This window comes from Amycolatopsis sp. QT-25 (assembly GCF_029369745.1).
Lineage (GTDB): Bacteria > Actinomycetota > Actinomycetes > Mycobacteriales > Pseudonocardiaceae > Amycolatopsis.
Genome location: NZ_CP120210.1, coordinates 4733492 through 4747715 on the forward strand (window position 1 = coordinate 4733492; position 14224 = coordinate 4747715).

Genomic DNA, 14224 nt, shown 5'->3' on the forward strand with positions numbered 1-14224 from the left:
CCTCAACTGCGGTCAGGACTCCCTTCGTCGCCGTCCGGCCAGGAGCAGGAGGGCGCCGATGGCCGGCATCCCCAATGCCAGCACCGTCATTGTCTTCACCGGCGAACCGGTGACGGCCAGACCGGGCGGACGCGGGGTGGTCGGCGGCCGCGGGTTCGGCTTCTCCGGTGTCGGCGGCTCAGGCGGCACCCGGGTGTCGGTGCCGCAATCCGGGTTCGCCGAGCCGGGCGGGCAGTCGACGCCCGGCGTGTCGGACGTGACGACGTTGCGGAGCCGGTGGTCACCGCGTGCCTCGTCCTCAACCGACACGCCCATCCATGGATTCGCGGGCCAGTTCAGACGGCCCGCCAACCGCCGCAGCCCCAGCGACCGCTTCGTCGGCATCTGATACGTGTGTCGAGGGGTGTCCACGATGACCGCGACCGGGCGCTGACGTTCCTCACGACGACGACGGTCCGCCTCGATAGCGTTCTCAGCGAGGTCTGGGATGCGAGCCCCTTGGCGGCTCAGCGACGAGAAGCCGCCTCTCCGTGAACTCCCCGAAAAGGCGGCTTCTCGCGCTTGTGGAGCTAAATGGGCTCGAGTTCGCCCGCTACTCGCTGTGACTTGGCTCGATAGTGAAGGCCGAGGCCAAAGCCGGTGATCAGCATGACGAGGCCGAGGCAGGTCATGGCGATGACCACGGGCCACTGGAGATGCCGGGGCAGATGCAGCGCCAGAAACCAGGACGGCGTGATCTGGCCGGTGGTCAGCATGAGCGCGGGCACGATGCCCTGGGCGGCCAGAGGCACCCAGCACAGGATCAGGCTGGCGACGACGTAGACACGCTGGCCCTTCGGAGCCAGGTGGAGGCCGAGTTTCTCCAGGTGCGGTTCGGGCTTGCGCAGGGAAGACCTCTCCGGTTTCCAGGCCAGGGCCGGTCGCTTCCGTTGGGGCGAGACACCGGTACGCAGATACAGGAGTAACTCCGGTGCGCTCGATTCGAGCTTGGCCGCGGCCCAGCGTCCCAATGACCAGGCCAGGAAGGCGCCGCCGGCCACGCCCGCGACCGGCCCCGCCCAGACCGGTCCCAGCCGCGCCGCAAGATAGCCGGGGACGGCGGTCGCCATGCTGAGGATCAGCACCAACAGGACCTGCGCGAAGTCGGTACCGTTCTCCAGCAGGTTGCCGCCCCGGAGGTGCGGATCGGTCATGGGTACCGGCCTCAGCACCGACACCAGCACGGTCACGCCCGCACCGCCGCCCAGCAGCGCGGGGAGCATCGTGGCCAGCCAGGGCCAAAGGTCGTATTCGCCGGTCAAGACGACCATCGCGATGGTCAGGGTGAGTGCCGCCGGCGCGGTGACCAGCAACCAGGCGAGCTGGCGGCCGCGTACATCGTGGCGGGCGGAACCGGGGATCGCCAGCTTGCCCCACAGCTCGGTGCCGTCCTCGCCATAGAGGTTCGCGGAGATCGCCGCGACCCACAGCGCGAACACCAGCCCGGTCCACGGCAGGAAGATCGACGCGCCGACGGCCAGTGGCAACAGGCAGAACACCAGCGCGTAGCACAGGGCGAAAACCAAGTAATGAAAGCGAAGCAGGTCTCGGGACCAGGTGCGCAGTTCCCGGGCGACGACCGCTGTCACCGGGCCCCTGGCCCAGTCGCCGGAGGACATCCGGACCGGACGTCCGCTCGCGCGACGGGTGGCCAGCCGTCGCTTCAACAGACCGGCCCAGCCGTACCAGCAGAGCAATCCGAGTGCCGCCAGCCCCGCGAGGGCGGCGGCCACGGTCGGCCAATCCCCCTGCGCGGCGGCGTGCACGGCCAGCAGTCCCCAGCCTGAGGGCAATGCCGTCAACCACGCGGAGAACGAATCCGGGAAGCCGGTGCGCAAAGCGGTCTGTGCCAGCGGCGAGAGCACCCAGCTCGAATGCAGTCCGGCCAAGATCGCGGCGCTGACGAGAGCGGCGAGCGCCGCACCCACCTTGGAGCGCATGACGTGGCCGAGTACCGCGGTGATCAATCGTGAGGCCAGCACGCACACCGACAACTGGAGGACGACCGCGAGCACGCCGACCACCGTGGCCGCTGCGCCAAGCCCTGTCTTGACCGACGCAACCACCAGCGCGGAGAAGGCGACGAGCGTGATCAGCGGGGCCACGCCGACGAACGACGCCGCCGCCAACCCGGCCGCCAGACGGCGTGGTGTCAACGGCAACAGCGAGAACTGTTCGGGACGCAACGTCTCGTCACCACCGCCGAAAACTGCCGGGCCCAGCAGCCACCCCGCCGTCCAGAGCGCGAATCCTGCTCCCAGCACATCGAAACGCAGCGACGCGACCGGGTAGTCGCGTCCGGCGAGCAAGATCAGGCCCGCCGCGAGCGTCAGCCCGGCCACGGCGCCCGTGACCAGTCGGCCGGCGCGCTCGCCGTTCAGGGAATTCCGCAGCACGGCCAGTTTCATCCGGATCAGGAGAACAGCCATGTCAGCTCCCCCGTCTCGGGGGCCTGGCCGCCGACCAGGTCCACGAACCGCTCTTCCAGGCTTCGGCCCGATCTCACGGTCTCCAGTGGGCCCGAGGCCACGACCCGGCCGGAGGCGATCACCGCCACGTGGTCGCACAACTGCTCGACGACGGCCATCACGTGGCTGGAGAACACCACGGAACCGCCATCGCGGACGAACCGCCGCAAGATGACCTTGATGGTGGCGGCCGAGGCGGGATCGACGGCCTCCAGCGGTTCATCCAGCACCAGCAACTTCGGCGCGTGCAGCAGTGCGGTGGCCAGGGCGATCTTCTTCCGCATGCCCGTCGAGTACTCCATCACCAGGGTGCGCCCGGTATCGGCCAGCTCCAGGATCTCCAGCAACTCGCCCGATCGCCGCTCGACCTCGGCCGGCTCCATACCGCGCAGCAGTCCGGTGAAACGCAGCAGTTCGCGGCCGGTCAGCCGTTCGGGCATGGACAGCCCGTCGGGCAGCACGCCGATGAGTTCCTTGGCCCGTGCGGGGTCGGACCAGACGTCGATGCCGAATATCCGGGAGTGCCCGCTGTCGGGACGCAGCAGTCCCACTGCCATCGACAACGACGTCGTCTTGCCTGCACCGTTGGGACCGATCAGGCCGAAGAAGGATCCTCGGGGCACTTCCAGATCGATGTGGTCGACCGCAGGCCTGTCGCCGAAGGTCTTGGTCAGCCCGGCGAGCCGAAGCGCCGGAGCTGTACCCGATGACTCCATGAAATTCCTCCAGTTGCGGAACGGCACGTGTCGTGCCGCTTCAGGAGCGAGCATGCTGGAGTACGAGGGCAAAGTCAATACGGCACGTGCCGTTCCACTATGCTGGCGAAATGGCCGACAAACGCGGCAGTCGTGTCGCCGACCGGACCGACGCCATCATGCGGACCACGCTGGAACTCGGGCAGGAGGTGGGATACGCCAAACTCAGCATCGAGGCGGTCGCGGCGCGCGCCGGAGCCGGCAAACACACGATCTATCGTCGCTGGCCGTCCAAGGGCGCTTTGTTCCTCGACTCCCTGCTGTCGCTGAACGAGCCCGAACTGAACTATCCGGACACCGGCGACATCGAAGCCGACCTGCGCGAGCAGATCTACGCGGCCGTCGACCTGCTGGGCAAACCGCCGCTGGGGCCGCTGTATCAGGCTTTACTGGTCGAGGCCCAGCAGGACCCTCAAGTTGCGGAGGCGTTGAACGAACGTTTCATCGGCCCGCAAGAGGAGAAGACGATCGCTCGTTTGCGGAAGGCTCGCGACCAGGGGCAACTGGCCGGCGACTTCGACCTGAGCCTGGCGATGGCACTCCTGTCCGGCCCCTTCTATTTCCAGGTGTTGATCACCCGGAAACCGCTGACGCGCGAATACGTCGACCGCGTGATCGAGGCGGTCTTCGCCGGGATGGGACCGAAGGCCCCGACGACTACCGGTGGCTAGGCACTGCCGCCACTGGTGGCCGGGCTCCTGTGGTCGACCGGATGGCCTGGTGGGCGCTCGCGGACCTAGTCGAGGTTCAACGTTCTTCGTATAGCGCGTCCAGCACCGTGACACCGGGTCGGCCGATCGATGAGAAAGAGCCGCAGTCCGGGTGACCTGAACAGGCACGGCGAGTGATCGTGCGATTACCGTCATGAGATCATGGGAACGCTCAGCGCCGAGCACATCCCGCTTCCCGCACGTACTGTGAAAGGGGCCTGACGAGTGATCAAGTTCAGTAAAGGTCGCGACGGCACCGGCGCCCGGCGCCTCACCTTCAGCCTTCCTGCGGATACACCACCCGGGCGCGTGAGTGTCGTCGGTGACTTCAACAACTGGACCCCCGGCCGGCACCTGCTCGCGCCTCGGTCGAACGGCCGCCGCTCAGCCTCGGTCGAACTCGCCCCCGGGACCACGGTCCATTTCCGGTACCTCGCCGAAGACGGGCACTGGTTCGACGACCCCGACCTGCCCGAACGGGCCGAGGGCAACTGTGTCTGCACCGCACCCTGACCTGCCACCCGGCGGTTCGCCAGGATGTGGAAAAGGCCGTCGTGGCCAGGCACCACCAGACTGCCATGCCGCCGCCGCTGGCCGGCTACGTCGAGGGCGGAACCGGCGCGGAGCCGGTCGGGGGTGCCGGGAGGTTCGGCGCCGACGAGGTGAGGGCTGGCGTGGCGTTTCCACTCCTCGCTCGGTGAGGCACATCGATCGGTGTCTCATCGCGTGAGGGCGCTCGCCTTCCTCCTGGGTGGGCTTATGGCCGGTCCGGCGCTGCTTACCTCGTGCTGGTTCGCACCGTCGCGGTCCAGGTGGCTTCGCGACCGGGCGTGCGCTCGCCGAGCGCGATCCGGGCGCACGTGCGGCCCTGGTCGCGCAGGTTCTGGGTGATCGTGGTGAGACCTTGGCGTTCGGCCTCCGGATCGTCGTCCCAGCCGGCCACCGCGACGTCCTCCGGCACGCACCACCCTCGGTGCTGGGCGGCGTCGAGCACGGCGAAGGCGAGTTGGTCACTCATGGCGAGCACTGCGTCCGCTTCGCCGGAGTCGAGGAGTGCCCCTGCCATGGCTGCGGCGTGGTCGCGGTCGTTGCGGGCCACGACAGCAACCGGCAGGCGCCGCGAATCGATGCCCGCTTCCCGGCAGTGATCGTAGATTCCGAGCAAGCGTTCGCGGGTGACGGGGAATTCGACCCGCTCGGCGTCCGGCCCGGTCTCCAGCCGTGGTCGGCGGTCACGGTCGAAGGGAAAGCTCAGCACAGCCGGGCGGCGGGCTCCGGCGAAGGTGTGCGCGGCCAGTTCACGGGCGGAAGCGCGGTTGTCGATGCCGACCACTTGGGCGCCGTCCACCGCGGGACCGCCGTGGACGGCGACGGGCTTGCCGAGCCCTTTCACCACCGCGAGCACGGGATCGGCCTCGACGGTGGTCCAAACGATGTAACCGTCCACGGACGCCGACCGCACCCGGTCGGCGTCGAAGGCCGACCCCGTGGTCGGGATGAGGTTCAGCCCGGTTCCGCGTTCCCGGCAGACTTCAGCGACACCGGTCAGGAACCGGCGGGCCTGCGGATCCTCGAAGGCGTAGGCCAGGTGCTCGCCGAGCACCACGCCGATCACGCCATTGTGACGGCGGCGCAGCGACCGCGCGGTCGGGTGGGGACCCTGATACCCCAGGTCGGCGGCAGCTTCCCGGACCCGGCGCAGGGTGTCCGGCGCGACCCGGTCCGGCTGGTTGTAGCAGTACGAGACGGTCATCGGTGAAACACCGCAGCGGCGCGCCACCTCGGCCATGGTGACCCGGGCCGCTCCAGGGGTGGACATGACCCCACTGTATCTGTGTATCGTTACACAATGCCAGCTGAGCGGACGGTGCGGACGAAAGCGGCGCTCGGGGTGCTCAGTGCCGCCTGCTTCGTTTCGGTGACGTCGGAAAACCTGCCGGTGGCGCTGCTACCTCGGCTCGCGTCGGGGCTCGGGGTCTCCGGATCGGCCATCGGCCTGCTGCTGACCGGGTATGCGCTGGTGGTCGCCGTTTCCGTGGTGCCGCTGGTCGCGCTGACCTCTCGGTGGGATCGCCGGGCGGCCGCACTGGGCACCATCGCGGCGATCGCGGTGTCCAACGTGCTTCTGGCCGTCGCGCCCGATTACACCGTCGCCGTGTTGGCCAGGGTTGTTTCCGCTGTGGGCCACGGGGTGTTCTGGTCGGTGGTCGCGCCGATGGCCGCGCGGCTGCTCGGACCCGAGCGAAGCGGCCGGGCTACCGCGGTCGTCTTCGCCGGCAACTCACTGGCGTTCCTTCTCGGGTTGCCGCTGAGTTCGTGGCTCGGCGCGCTGATCGGCTGGCGAGCGACCGTGCTCGCCGTGGCGGGCGGCGCGGTGTTGTCGGCGGTGTTGATCCGGCTCACGATCGACCCGCAGCCCCCGGAGCGGTCGGCGCGGCGGCCGGGGCCGCGATCGGTCTGGCACGTGGCGACCGACCGGTCGCTCGTCCCGATCAATGTGACCACGCTCGTCCTGGTGTCGGGCCACTTCGCGGCGTTCACCTACATCACCGAGATCATTGCCGAGTACGTGCACCTCACCGGCTCCGCGACCGCGAGCCTGCTCTTCGCGCACGGGGTCGCCGGGGTGCTCGGGCTGGTGCTCATCGGCGGGCAGGTGGACCGGCGGCCACGGGGCACGGCGCTGCTCGTCACCGGCGGGATCGCCGCCTGCATGCTCCTGCTGTTCGTGGCCGGTTCCAGTGCGCTCGCGGGATTCGCGGTGGTGCTGTGGGCCGCGCCGGCGGGAGGGATGGCCGTGGTGCTGCAGTCTGCGGTCCTGCGCGTGGTCGGCGACACCGCCGGCCAGGCGGATCTGGCATCCGCGGTCTACATCGTCGCCTTCCAGATCGGCATCGCGCTGGGTGCCGGGATCGGCGGTGTCTCGCTCGACCACGGCAGGCTGCCCGCCGCGGTGATCACCGCGGCGGCGGGCGGCCTGCTCGCCGCCGTCGTCGTCCGCCGGTCCACCGCCTTCGACCGACGAGGAGAGTCATGACCCGCCCCTGGTGGCAGGACGCTGTTTTCTATCAGATCTATCCGCGCAGTTTCGCCGATTCCGACGGTGACGGGATCGGTGATCTGCCCGGCATCGTCGAGCGGCTCCCGTATCTCCGATCGCTGGGCGTCGACGCACTGTGGATTTCGCCGTTCTTCCGGTCGCCCATGGCCGACTTCGGTTATGACATCAGCGATCACTTCGCGGTCGACCCGATCTTCGGCACGGACGCCGACGCGACGGCGCTGATCACCGCCGCCCACACTCACGACTTGCGCGTCCTCGTCGACGTCGTGCTCCCCCACACCAGTGATCAGCACCCGTGGTTCCGCGCTGCGCTCACTTCGCGCACCGCGGACGAGCGGGCTTACTACGTCTGGCGCGACGGGCCGACACCCGGCAAGCCGGACGGCGGCCCGCCGAACAACTGGGCCGCCGGTTTCCCGCCGGGCAGTTCGGCGTGGACCTGGCACCCCGGCACCGCCCAGTGGTACCTGCATTCCCACCTGCCGCAGGAACCCGATCTCGATTGGACCAACCCGTCCGTGCGGGCGGCACAGCTCGAGGTGCTGCGCTACTGGCTGGATCGTGGCGTCGACGGACTGAGGCTCGACTCGATCAACCGCCTCGGCAAGGACCCCGCCTATCGTGACAACGTCGACGGCCTGCCCTCACGCCAGCAGGACTGGCCGGTACTGCACGACTATCTGCGCGAGGTCCGCGCGCTCGTCGACAAGTATCCCGGCGCGGTCGTGATCGGTGAGGTCTGGGAATTCGACCAGAGCCGCCTCATGCCCTACCTCGCCCCGGACGAACTGCATCTCGCCCACAACTTCGTGTTCGGCCGAGTGTCTTTCGACGCCGGTGAAATCCGGCGGACGGTCGAAGAATTCCAAGTGCTGGCCGACCCGGCCACCTGGCCCGCCTGGTTCCTTGGCAACCACGACGAGCCCCGGATCGTCAGCCGCTGGTCGGTACCCGGCGACGACGAGCAAAAGCGTCAGGCGCGCGGACGCCTCGCCGCCGTGTTGCTGCTTACCCTGCGCGGCACGCCGTTCCTCTACCAAGGCGAAGAACTCGGCCTCCCCGACACCGGACTGCCGCCCGGTGTGGGGAAGGACCGCAACGGACGCGACCCGCAGCGCACCCCGATGCCTTGGCTCCCGCCGTCCACGGCCGGTCCCGGCGCCGGGTTCAGCGCCGGCGAACCCTGGTTGCCGATCGGCGCCACCGCCGAACAACTGAACGTCGCCACCGAACTCCAGGACCGCAGTTCCATGCTGCACCTCTATCGTGACCTGCTGGCACTGCGTCGATCCCGGCCCTCTCTTCGCTCCGGCAGCCAAGTGTTCCTCGATACGTCACCGGGCGTACTGGCATATCTCCGCGTTGAAGACAACGAACGCACGCTCGTGCTCCTGAATTTCGCCGAACAGGCTTGTACACCTTTTCCGGGAACTACGCTGAACCCGCTCAGCGGGATCATCCTCGACGAAGCGGGCCAATGCCTGGCGAACAGCTCTCCGGCCGCCGAGGCGGAACCTGGTGGCGATCGCGCTTGAAACTCGTCTCAGTTGGCGAGCTTCTTGTAGCAGGTGAAGGCGGCGCCCGCATCCGGTCAGCCAGGCGATCGTGCGCTGGATGCCCAACGGTGCCGACCGGATTCGACGCCCTTGCGGGCGACGCGGATCGTGATGCCTCGGTCCCGGACCCAGTCCCGCAGTTCGGTGGTCGCGTATGCGAGGACCATGCGGTTTGAGGAACGACCGGAGGGGGAAACGTGAGAAAATGTCGAGTCCCGTGGAGGAACAGGCCGTCCCGTCGGAACACCAGCGCCGGCGCAGACGCTGGGTAGCGGAGCACGCTGGAGTGATGACCGTTGCCTCGGCCGCGGTTTTCGGCGCGATGGGTGTGTTGTACGGCTCCTGGACAGACGCTGAGGTCAGTTGGTTGAACCCGGCGGTGGCAGGTGTCATCGGAGTGGTGCTCGGCGGGTTGCTCGGTTTCGGCGCGTCCACGGAAGCTCGGGAGTCGCAGCCGAAGGGCGTGCGCCGAGTGGTGGTCGTCGTCGGAGCGGTGCTTTGTGCCGCGGTGGTCCTGGGTATGTGATACCTCCGCCACCAGACGCTTTACTGAGGGTTAAGACGAAGGTGACGTGTCGGGTGGCGAACGTGGCGTTCGCAACCCTCGCGGGCGGCTCCCGACACCTGCTGCCGCAAGGGTTTCTACTCGAAGAGCACCATGTCCAGCGCGCATCCTTTGTGGACAGTAGGCCGGGGTGACCGCCCGTGACATGTCGACGAACTCCGTGGCTGGACCGAGCCGGTGAAACCGTCCGAGGGCAGGGAAAGAACGGACCCGCTGACATTCAGGCGCATCCGGAGGACGTCCCAGCACGCTGGGGTTCAGCACGAAGAGCTGAAGGGAACTTTCACCGCGTGACATGCGGTGAAAGTTCCCTTCACCACGTCAGACGCGGCGAAGGTCCCCTTCGGCTCCCTTGAGACTGGACGACGGAGCGGATCGCCGATATCGGCGGGCGAGCACCACGCAGGTACCGCTGAGCAGGGCGAGCGCGGTGATCCAGTAGCTGGGCGCGAGGGTGGATCCGGTGGCCGCGATCAGCAGGGTGATGGCCAGCGGGGTGACGCCGCCGAAGAGGATGACGCCGAGGTTGTAGCTGATCGACAGCCCCGTTCCCCGGCCGCTGACCGGGAACATTTCGGCCATGGCCGCGGGCAGCGGCCCGGCGTACCAGGCTTTGACCAGGCCCATCAGCGCCAAGGCCGCCACCAGGGTGACCATCGCCGGTGCGGCGCGGATGAGCAGGAACAGCGGAAGGGCGATGAGCGCGATCACGGCGGCGGCCGCGGTGAGCATCCGGGTCCTCCCGATCTTGTCGGAGAGATGACCGGCCACGGGCGTGAGCACGGTGAGGACGACACCGGTCACGAAGGTCGCGGTGAAACTCGTCGACGGGGACATGCCGAGGTGCCGGATGGCGAACGTCGGCATGTAGGTGATCAGGTAGGAGAACCCCGTCGAGACCGCGATCATGCCCATGACCAGCAGCACCCGTGTCTTGTGGTGCCGCATGAGGTGCACCAGTGGGCGCGGCGGCGCGGAGTCCGGTTTGGCGTGTGCGGCGATGAACTCCGGCGAGTCGCGCAGCCGGGTACGGATGTAGTAGCCGGCCGGGCCGAGGAGCAGGGCGACCGCGAACGGTATCCGCCATCCCCACGTGTCGAACTGCGCCGGGCTCAGGAACCCGCTCGTGGTCGCGAGCAAGCCGGTCGCGAGCAGGACCGCGAACGCCTGGCTGGCGGTTTGCCAGCTCCCCATGAAGCCACGCCGCCCGGCGTGACTCTCGACGAGCAGTGCGGTGGCGGAGCCGAACTCACCGCCCGCGGAGAAACCTTGGAGCACCAGCGCGAGGAGCATCCCGATCGGCGCGAGCACGCCGATCTTCTGGTAGTCGGGCAGGACCACGATCAGCAAAGAGCCGAGGGTCATCAGCCGGATGGCCACGGTCAAGGCCGCCAGCCGTCCGGCCCGGTCGGCGTAGACACCGAGCACCACCGCGCCGATCGGCCGGACCAGGTAGGCGGCCACCGCCGTACCCAGTGCCAACATCAACGAGGTCACCGGATCGGCCGAGGGAAAGAACTGCCGCGCGATGACGTCGGCGACCAGTGCGTAGGCGGTGAAGCTCAGCCATTCCAGCATGTTCCCCGTCGAGGCCGCCGCGACGAGGCGCACTGTCGCGTTCATCGTCGGCCGATGCTGGAGAGGACACTGGCCGCGGTCACGATGCCCTGGTGGAACCGATGGAGTTCGAGGTTCTCGTTCGGCGCGTGGTTACGCTCGTCGACATTCGCCAGCGCGATGCCGTAGCAGGGCAGGGCCAGCCCATCGGTGAGCGCCGCGATCGGCAGGCTGCCGCCCATCGCCGGGACCGCCAAGGCCTGCTTCCCGTGTGCCTCGGTCACCCCACGCAGCACGAGGTCGGCATAAGGCGCGTCCGGCAACGTGCGGGACGCCTCCATGGTCGCCCCGAACCGCAGCTCGGCGTGTGGCAGATGCTTGCCGATGTGTGCGCGGACAGCGTCGATGACCGTCTCCGTCCGCTGGCCACCGGCCAGCCGCATATCGCATCGGGCGACCGCGACCGACGGGACGACCGTCCGGTGCTCGTCGTTGTCCATGCAGGTCAACGAGTTGATGCTGAACGTCGGCAGCGCGAGTCGTTCGTTGACGTCCCGGCCGCGACCGGTGTCCATCCGGTCCAGTCCCGCTTCCGCCAGCATCGCGGCCGGGTCGATCGGCAGTGCCCGCACCGCGTCGAGTTCGGCGTCGGTCAAGGGCGTCACGCCCGCGTCGTGACCGTCGATGGTCACCTGGCCGTCGGGTCCGCGCATCGTCGACAGCAGCCAGATCAGCTCCCAGGCGGGATTGGGCGCGACATTGCCCCAGTTTCCCGAATGCAGCGGGCTTTTCGCGCCGCGCACGGTGATCTCGAAGGCCACGACGCCACGCACGCCGAGCGCGACCGTCGGCTCGTAACTGTCATGCACCGGACCGTCGCTCCACACCGCCAGATCGGCGGCCAAGTCCTCTCGCATCGCCGCCAGCGTGCCGGTCAGATGCGGGCTGCCGATCTCCTCCTCACCGTCGAGCACCACGGTCACCGAGCACGGCGGTCCCCCGTGGATGTCGCGCAGTGCCCGGAGAGCGAGGAGCTGAGCGAGGTGCTGGCCTTTGTTGTCACCGGTGCCGCGCCCGTACATCCGGCCCGCACGGACACTCGCCTCGAACGGCGGACTGTGCCATTCCTCCAGCGGTCCCGCCGGCTGGACGTCGTAATGCCCGTAGATCACCACATGCGGACTGCCCACCGGACCCGCCGCGTGCCCGACGACCAGCGGCCAGCCGCCGGTTTCCACGACCCGTGAGCTGAGCCCGCTGCGTTCCAGCAACTCCCGCGCGTACGGCGTGGCCCGTTCCATGCCCTCGCCCGTGGCACTCACGCTGGGCACCGCGATCCAGTCCGCGAGCTCTTGCTCGTGCCGCAGCCGGTGCCGCCGCGCGTATTCCCTGACCGAGTCCACGTCGACTCCCATCGATTTCATCGAGTGAAATTGATTTTGAGTATGAGAATCGATTACCGTCCTGTCAATGGCCGGACAGATCGAGCCCCCAGCCGCGACGCCGGAAGAACTGCGCGCGCTCTCCCACCCGCTGAGCTGGCGCATCCTGCGGTTGTGCCTGAACACGGCATGGACCAACCAGCAACTCGCCGAACGCCTCGACGTCGCACCGGCCACCTTGCTGCGCCGGCTGCGGGTACTGACTTCAACGGGATTCCTCGTGGCCGAGGAGCCACGGCGAGGACCCAAAGGCGCGTGGGAACATCCCTACCGGGCGACCAAGAAGACCTGGCGTCTCAACCTCGAGCCGGGGAGCGACCTTCACCTCACGGCCAAGGTCGACCTCGCCATCCTGGACGCACACCGGTCGGAAATCAGCGAGAACGACCCTTCGGTCCCCCAGCACACCCGCCGGGCGGTTCTGCGGCTGGATCCCCGCGACCAAGCGGAGCTGAACAGCAGGGTCGACGCGCTCCTCGACGAGTTCGCCGGGCGAGAGAAACCGGACCAGGCACCCATCGCCATCCTGTGGAACGCCGTCGAACGCCACGAACCTCCCGGACAGCCGTGACGGTCACGCCGAAGGCGCTCGGGTAGCCCCGCTGAAACTACGCGCCGCCGATTACACCTTGCCGGACTCGGCACCGTGTGGACTTGACGGGCCAGGTGTCGCGGGTGGCGGGAGCAAGCGGTTGCGAGTTGTCTGCCGAGATGACCGAACGTGGCGTAGGTCAGCTTCTCCCGTGAAGGGCTTCTTCCAGATGCCTACGGCGATGAGCCCGGGGTCGCAGGCCCGGGAAGCCGGTTATGCACCGGTTGCTCCCGGACCTCCAGCGGCCCGGCAACCGCCGTCCTCTTCCACTGTCTGCCCCGCCCGCCGGGACGAACACGGTCTGGCTCGGTGGTACTCGATGGGGCGTCGAGCTCGGCTGCCGCCGAGTAGCCGAAGCGACCGAGGCGTGATTCGCCGCGAAACACGGGTTTCACCTCGTCCCGAACTTTCTCCGAAACACGCGGCTGTCGGCACCAGGCCGATGATGGCTGCTGAATCGCTTGTGCAACGCTTCACCGATGTGCCCTGGCCAATGCGCATCCAGACCTGTTCCGAGCCACGCGGAGACTCGTGCTTACGACGCGCTTTCGCTTGCACTTTCGGGGGATTTCTCAGTGGCCGGCTCCAGACCCGCCCGGGTGCCTTCGACGCTCAACGTGAGCCTGAAGCCGAGCAGGAGCAGGACGTGCAACAGATAGAGCCAGAGGACCAGGGCCGACACCACTCCCACCGCCGCCAGCCCGCCGAACGGGATACTCCAGTCCAACGGGATGGCCAGGAAGAGAAGAAAGCCGTGGAAGAACCCGGTGAGGATCGACGCGACGGCCAGCGAGCCGAGCAGCAACGGCCCGCGGCGCGCCGTGCGCGGGGCACTGCCGACGAACACGATGCCGGTCACCAAGGCGATGAGCAGCCAGTCGATGTGAAAGGACAGCGTGATGCCCCAGAAGGTCGACCAGCCGCCGCCGGTGTAGAGATCGGCCACGAGGTCGGCGGTGGCGAGCGGCACGACGGCCAGGGTCGGGCTGAGCAGCAGGACCGGGACGAACATCAGCCGGCCCCGCCAGCCGACGAAGGCGCCAGGCGCCCGCCCGGCGACCTGCACGAGTCCCCGGTAGAGGCCTTCCCCGTAGAACGTGGCGGGCAACAGGGTCACCAGGAAGGCACCCCACGGGGTGTTCAGCGCGGCGTTGGCGAGAGCGGTCAACGCGACACCCGGTCGCTGGTCGGGCGGGAGCGCGTCGGCCCATCGGGACACGCCGTGGTGGACGAACTCGGGCGATCCGAGGAAAGCCGCCCCGCGCAAAGCGACCAAGGCCAGCGGAACGACGGCAAGCACGGCGAAGAACGTCACACCGGCCGCCCAGAGGGACAGATCGCGGCCGCGCAGGGATCGGGCGGTGTCGCGGAGCACGACGGTGACCCGGCGGCGCACGGTGACACCGCTCATGACAGGGCGTCTTCGGAAGGCGGGATCTCCGGCTGGTCCAGGCTGCACGACCACGACGTCTCCGG

Annotated in this window: 13 protein-coding genes and 1 pseudogene; 6 read left to right on the forward strand and 8 right to left on the reverse strand. The window is 68.4% G+C overall.

From position 1 onward, the window contains the following. Nucleotides 1-12: 12 nt before the first annotated feature. Genes P3102_RS21945 through P3102_RS21955 form a run of 3 tightly spaced genes read right to left on the reverse strand, consistent with a single transcriptional unit; the run spans nucleotide 13 to nucleotide 3223 of the window. The gene (locus tag P3102_RS21945) at nucleotides 13-666 is read right to left on the reverse strand and encodes a DUF5131 family protein (protein ID WP_276371291.1); all 654 of its coding nucleotides are present in this window, start codon (nucleotides 664-666) and stop codon (nucleotides 13-15) included. Further along, complete coding sequence (locus tag P3102_RS21950; RefSeq protein ID WP_276361341.1) at nucleotides 570-2468, reverse strand: hypothetical protein; 1899 nt, start codon at nucleotides 2466-2468, stop codon at nucleotides 570-572. The genes P3102_RS21945 and P3102_RS21950 overlap by 97 nt, the downstream gene beginning before the upstream one ends. After that, entirely contained in the window at nucleotides 2453-3223 is a 771-nt protein-coding gene (locus tag P3102_RS21955; protein ID WP_276361343.1) for an ABC transporter ATP-binding protein, read from the reverse strand. The genes P3102_RS21950 and P3102_RS21955 overlap by 16 nt, the downstream gene beginning before the upstream one ends. Before the next feature lie 110 nt (nucleotides 3224-3333). Here P3102_RS21955 and P3102_RS21960 point away from each other — a divergent pair, with 110 nt between their 5' ends. Continuing rightward, nucleotides 3334-3933 carry a TetR/AcrR family transcriptional regulator gene (locus tag P3102_RS21960; protein WP_276361344.1) on the forward strand — a complete coding sequence of 200 codons (600 nt, stop codon included), beginning with the start codon at nucleotides 3334-3336 and terminating at the stop codon, nucleotides 3931-3933. 264 nt (nucleotides 3934-4197) lie between these two features. Beyond that, a complete protein-coding gene (locus P3102_RS21965; protein WP_276361346.1) occupies nucleotides 4198-4485 on the forward strand; it encodes an isoamylase early set domain-containing protein in 288 nt (95 codons plus the stop codon). Between the two features lie 265 nt (nucleotides 4486-4750). Here the strand turns inward: P3102_RS21965 and P3102_RS21970 are convergent, their stop codons facing one another. Beyond that, the gene (locus P3102_RS21970) at nucleotides 4751-5791 is read right to left on the reverse strand and encodes a LacI family DNA-binding transcriptional regulator (RefSeq protein ID WP_276361347.1); all 1041 of its coding nucleotides are present in this window, start codon (nucleotides 5789-5791) and stop codon (nucleotides 4751-4753) included. 30 nt (nucleotides 5792-5821) lie between these two features. Between P3102_RS21970 and P3102_RS21975 the strand changes: the two genes are divergently transcribed. Both P3102_RS21975 and P3102_RS21980 read left to right on the forward strand, forming a co-directional pair. After that, complete coding sequence (locus tag P3102_RS21975) at nucleotides 5822-7009, forward strand: MFS transporter (RefSeq protein WP_276361348.1); 1188 nt, start codon at nucleotides 5822-5824, stop codon at nucleotides 7007-7009. After that, nucleotides 7006-8571, forward strand: a complete 1566-nt coding sequence (locus P3102_RS21980) for an alpha-amylase family glycosyl hydrolase (protein ID WP_276361350.1) — start codon at nucleotides 7006-7008, stop codon at nucleotides 8569-8571. Before P3102_RS21975 ends, P3102_RS21980 begins: the two co-directional genes overlap by 4 nt. Nucleotides 8572-8601: 30 nt before the next feature. Here P3102_RS21980 and P3102_RS21985 read toward each other — a convergent pair. Continuing rightward, nucleotides 8602-8735 (reverse strand): annotated as a pseudogene (locus P3102_RS21985) (IS5/IS1182 family transposase); the annotation flags it as partial. Nucleotides 8736-8881: 146 nt separating this feature from the next. On the opposite strand from P3102_RS21985, the gene P3102_RS21990 reads away from it, so the two are divergent. After that, complete coding sequence (locus P3102_RS21990; protein WP_276361351.1) at nucleotides 8882-9118, forward strand: hypothetical protein; 237 nt, start codon at nucleotides 8882-8884, stop codon at nucleotides 9116-9118. Nucleotides 9119-9478: 360 nt separating this feature from the next. On the opposite strand, the gene P3102_RS21995 is transcribed toward P3102_RS21990, so the two are convergent. Both P3102_RS21995 and P3102_RS22000 read right to left on the reverse strand, forming a co-directional pair. After that, nucleotides 9479-10780, reverse strand: coding sequence for an MFS transporter (locus tag P3102_RS21995; protein ID WP_276361353.1), 1302 nt, complete (start codon nucleotides 10778-10780; stop codon nucleotides 9479-9481). Further along, nucleotides 10777-12138, reverse strand: a complete 1362-nt coding sequence (locus P3102_RS22000; protein ID WP_276361355.1) for a M20/M25/M40 family metallo-hydrolase — start codon at nucleotides 12136-12138, stop codon at nucleotides 10777-10779. Before P3102_RS22000 ends, P3102_RS21995 begins: the two co-directional genes overlap by 4 nt. A 46-nt stretch (nucleotides 12139-12184) precedes the next feature. Here P3102_RS22000 and P3102_RS22005 point away from each other — a divergent pair, with 46 nt between their 5' ends. Next, nucleotides 12185-12727 (forward strand): helix-turn-helix domain-containing protein, encoded by a 543-nt coding sequence (locus tag P3102_RS22005; RefSeq protein WP_276361357.1) that lies wholly within the window; start codon nucleotides 12185-12187, stop codon nucleotides 12725-12727. A 556-nt stretch (nucleotides 12728-13283) separates the two neighbouring features. Here the strand turns inward: P3102_RS22005 and P3102_RS22010 are convergent. After that, the gene (locus tag P3102_RS22010) at nucleotides 13284-14159 is read right to left on the reverse strand and encodes a YhjD/YihY/BrkB family envelope integrity protein (RefSeq protein ID WP_276361359.1); all 876 of its coding nucleotides are present in this window, start codon (nucleotides 14157-14159) and stop codon (nucleotides 13284-13286) included. Nucleotides 14160-14224 lie beyond the last annotated feature (65 nt).

Excerpts from the sequence above, each read along its gene's own strand:
- P3102_RS21950 (WP_276361341.1), bottom strand. The coding sequence starts at position 2,468 with ATGGCTGTTCTCCTGATCCGGATGAAACTGGCCGTGCTGCGGAATTCC.
- P3102_RS21955 (WP_276361343.1), bottom strand. The coding sequence starts at position 3,223 with ATGGAGTCATCGGGTACAGCTCCGGCGCTTCGGCTCGCCGGGCTGACC.
- P3102_RS21960 (WP_276361344.1), top strand. The coding sequence starts at position 3,334 with ATGGCCGACAAACGCGGCAGTCGTGTCGCCGACCGGACCGACGCCATC.
- P3102_RS21970 (WP_276361347.1), bottom strand. The coding sequence starts at position 5,791 with ATGTCCACCCCTGGAGCGGCCCGGGTCACCATGGCCGAGGTGGCGCGC.
- P3102_RS21975 (WP_276361348.1), top strand. The coding sequence starts at position 5,822 with ATGCCAGCTGAGCGGACGGTGCGGACGAAAGCGGCGCTCGGGGTGCTC.
- P3102_RS21980 (WP_276361350.1), top strand. The coding sequence starts at position 7,006 with ATGACCCGCCCCTGGTGGCAGGACGCTGTTTTCTATCAGATCTATCCG.
- P3102_RS21990 (WP_276361351.1), top strand. The coding sequence starts at position 8,882 with ATGACCGTTGCCTCGGCCGCGGTTTTCGGCGCGATGGGTGTGTTGTAC.
- P3102_RS21995 (WP_276361353.1), bottom strand. The coding sequence starts at position 10,780 with ATGAACGCGACAGTGCGCCTCGTCGCGGCGGCCTCGACGGGGAACATG.
- P3102_RS22000 (WP_276361355.1), bottom strand. The coding sequence starts at position 12,138 with ATGAAATCGATGGGAGTCGACGTGGACTCGGTCAGGGAATACGCGCGG.
- P3102_RS22005 (WP_276361357.1), top strand. The coding sequence starts at position 12,185 with ATGGCCGGACAGATCGAGCCCCCAGCCGCGACGCCGGAAGAACTGCGC.
- P3102_RS22010 (WP_276361359.1), bottom strand. The coding sequence starts at position 14,159 with ATGAGCGGTGTCACCGTGCGCCGCCGGGTCACCGTCGTGCTCCGCGAC.